The following is a 2,175-nucleotide window of genomic DNA, read 5'->3' on the forward strand; positions in this document are numbered from 1 at the left end:
TCGCGCACAGATTGCGGGAGAAACGCATTGTCGCGGTGGATCACGAGATTGCCGCGGTCGCGCGCCTCCTGCGACGCGCCTCCGGTGTCCGACGTTCCGGCCGAGAGCTGGGCGAACAGCTGCACATGGTCGCTGACGTCATATTTGGCCGAGGCGAGCGCGTTGAAATCGCGAGTCGGGGTTCCAAGCAGCGCAAGCAGATTCTCGTTCTGGTGCGCGCCGTCACCGCCGATCATCGTCGAGCCGAAGACCTGACCGAAATCAAAGTTGGAGATCGTCCCGCCGGGATCGAACTGGATTCCGCGCAAGGGCCCGCTGACGATCAGCCCGCCCGGGGTCGTGATCGCCGAATGCACATTGGGCGAAATGATGAAATTGGGAAGGCCGTTGGTTGCGAAATTGGGGTTGGTGATCAGGCCGACATCGCGCCGGCCCCAGTCGCGGGTCAACTGCGTTCCTATTCCGCCGATGTCGACGAAATCGAACCCGGCCATGACGTGCCCGCGGCCGTCGGCGAACCCGCTTCCACCAGCGAGCGAGAAGCGCTTTTCTGCACCGTCGCCATGCTCCGACATCCCCGCGTCGGCGGTTCCGTGGATGCCGGTGAGATCGTCGTTCAGGACAATGTTGACCACACCGGCGACGGCGTCGGAGCCGTAGGCGGCCGAGGCGCCCCCGGTGACCACTTCGACCCGCTGAACTAGCAGGGTGGGGACCACCTTGAGGTCGACGGAACCGGTCGTGGCGGTCGGCACGTGCCTTCGGCCGTCGATCAGCACCAGCGTCCGGCTCGGGCCGAGGCCCCGCAGGTCGGGATTGATCTGGCCGCCGCCGCGCGAGGTCACGCCCGCCGTGTTGGGCGAGTCGATCTCGCCGAGACTGGGGATTTGCTGAAGCAATTCGCCGAGAGTCGCGGGCTCGCGGTCCTCGATCGCCTTGGTGCCGAGCACAGTCAGCGGAGTCGGCGCGCGAACGCCCGCAGGCAGCCGTGTTCCCGTGACGACGATGTCGCTCTGGTTACCCAACGATGGTGGCGGAGACACGGGTGCGGGCGCTTGCTGCGCCTGCACAGGCACAGCAAGCAGGCACGCGGCCGCTGTGAGAAGGGTGAGCCGGGCAGTGCCGGCGCGGCTTCGGTTCGCGTTCATCGGGAGCTCCAGGCTCGAATTCGGGCAACAAAAAAGCCCGCCAGTCAGGGCGGGCCTGGTGAGGAAGGGAGGAGTCCTAGCTCCTACGCCATCGCCACGCGCGCCCGGCTGCCGAAGCCCAGCCCGAGCGCCACCAAAGCTGCCGCGACGATGCGGCAGCGGCATTCGAATTGGTGGCGGCGCGTTCCATGCAGCTTGGCTAGAGGCGGCGCTCGGCGATCGTCAACAGCCCGGTTCCAGGCACCCCGGATTCGTGTTGCCCATTTGCAACGGGGCTGACCGGCGAATGTCTGCCGCAACGAGCGGATCGAACTGCTCGAACCCGACCGTTACGCGCGCTTCACCTCAAGCGGCGGTGCTCATAATTAAGTATGTCGTCCCCGAAATTGTTGTCCCCGGAATTGTTGCTATCACGACGGCGGTCGCCAACGCACGCGAGCGATGCGTAACTGATTTACGGTTGCGTAGCTTTCGGTAAGGTATAATCTCTATGTGCCGGATGCTTGGGGGACTAAATGGCATCTTATATTGAGCAGGTTCTCGGCCGCGATGAAAACATCGTGGCCACGGCAAAGATTACGGGGTGGATTTATTTCGGTCCAGCTCTTCTCACGGTTTGCACGCTTGGCCTGTTGTGTCCCGTGTTACTCATTCCGTATATCCAGCGAGCCACTACAGACCTAGGCGTCACAAATAAGCGTGTGATTGCCAAATCGGGGCTCATTAGTCGGCGCACCGTCGAGCAGCGGATTCAAAAAATCGAAAGCATCCGAGTGAGTCAGGGCATCATTGGACGGATGCTCGATTACGGAACTATCATGGTGCACGGAACTGGCGGAGCAACCACACCCATTCGCAGCGTCGCAGACCCGTTCGCATTCAAGCGGGCGGTGGAGTCGGTCATCGACGACTACGAAAGCACTACCAAATAGCGAATTGACAGCACCGCCGCCATTAGAAACACGTTAGAATTGAGCACCCGCGCCGCAGCGCAGCGCAAGACCGATGTACCGCCGCCGCCGGTACT

At 62.7% G+C, this 2,175-nt stretch carries 2 protein-coding genes; one reads left to right on the forward strand and one right to left on the reverse strand.

The genetic code is table 11. The features are described from left to right. Nucleotides 1-1,313 (reverse strand): TonB-dependent receptor plug domain-containing protein (locus tag VFW69_RS12085; protein WP_526501493.1); only part of this gene is annotated, 1,313 nt, incomplete at its 3' end. A 350-nt stretch (nucleotides 1,314-1,663) separates the two neighbouring features. On the opposite strand from VFW69_RS12085, the gene VFW69_RS12090 reads away from it, so the two are divergent. Beyond that, complete coding sequence (locus VFW69_RS12090) at nucleotides 1,664-2,080, forward strand: PH domain-containing protein (protein ID WP_526501495.1); 417 nt, start codon at nucleotides 1,664-1,666, stop codon at nucleotides 2,078-2,080. Nucleotides 2,081-2,175: the final 95 nt, after the last annotated feature.

It is taken from the genome of Mycobacterium sp., from assembly GCF_036273375.1.
Lineage (GTDB): Bacteria > Actinomycetota > Actinomycetes > Mycobacteriales > Mycobacteriaceae > Mycobacterium.

What these genes read in the sequence shown, in the direction of transcription:
- VFW69_RS12090 (WP_526501495.1), top strand. Translation starts at nt 1,664, where the DNA reads ATGGCATCTTATATTGAGCAGGTTCTCGGCCGCGATGAAAACATCGTG.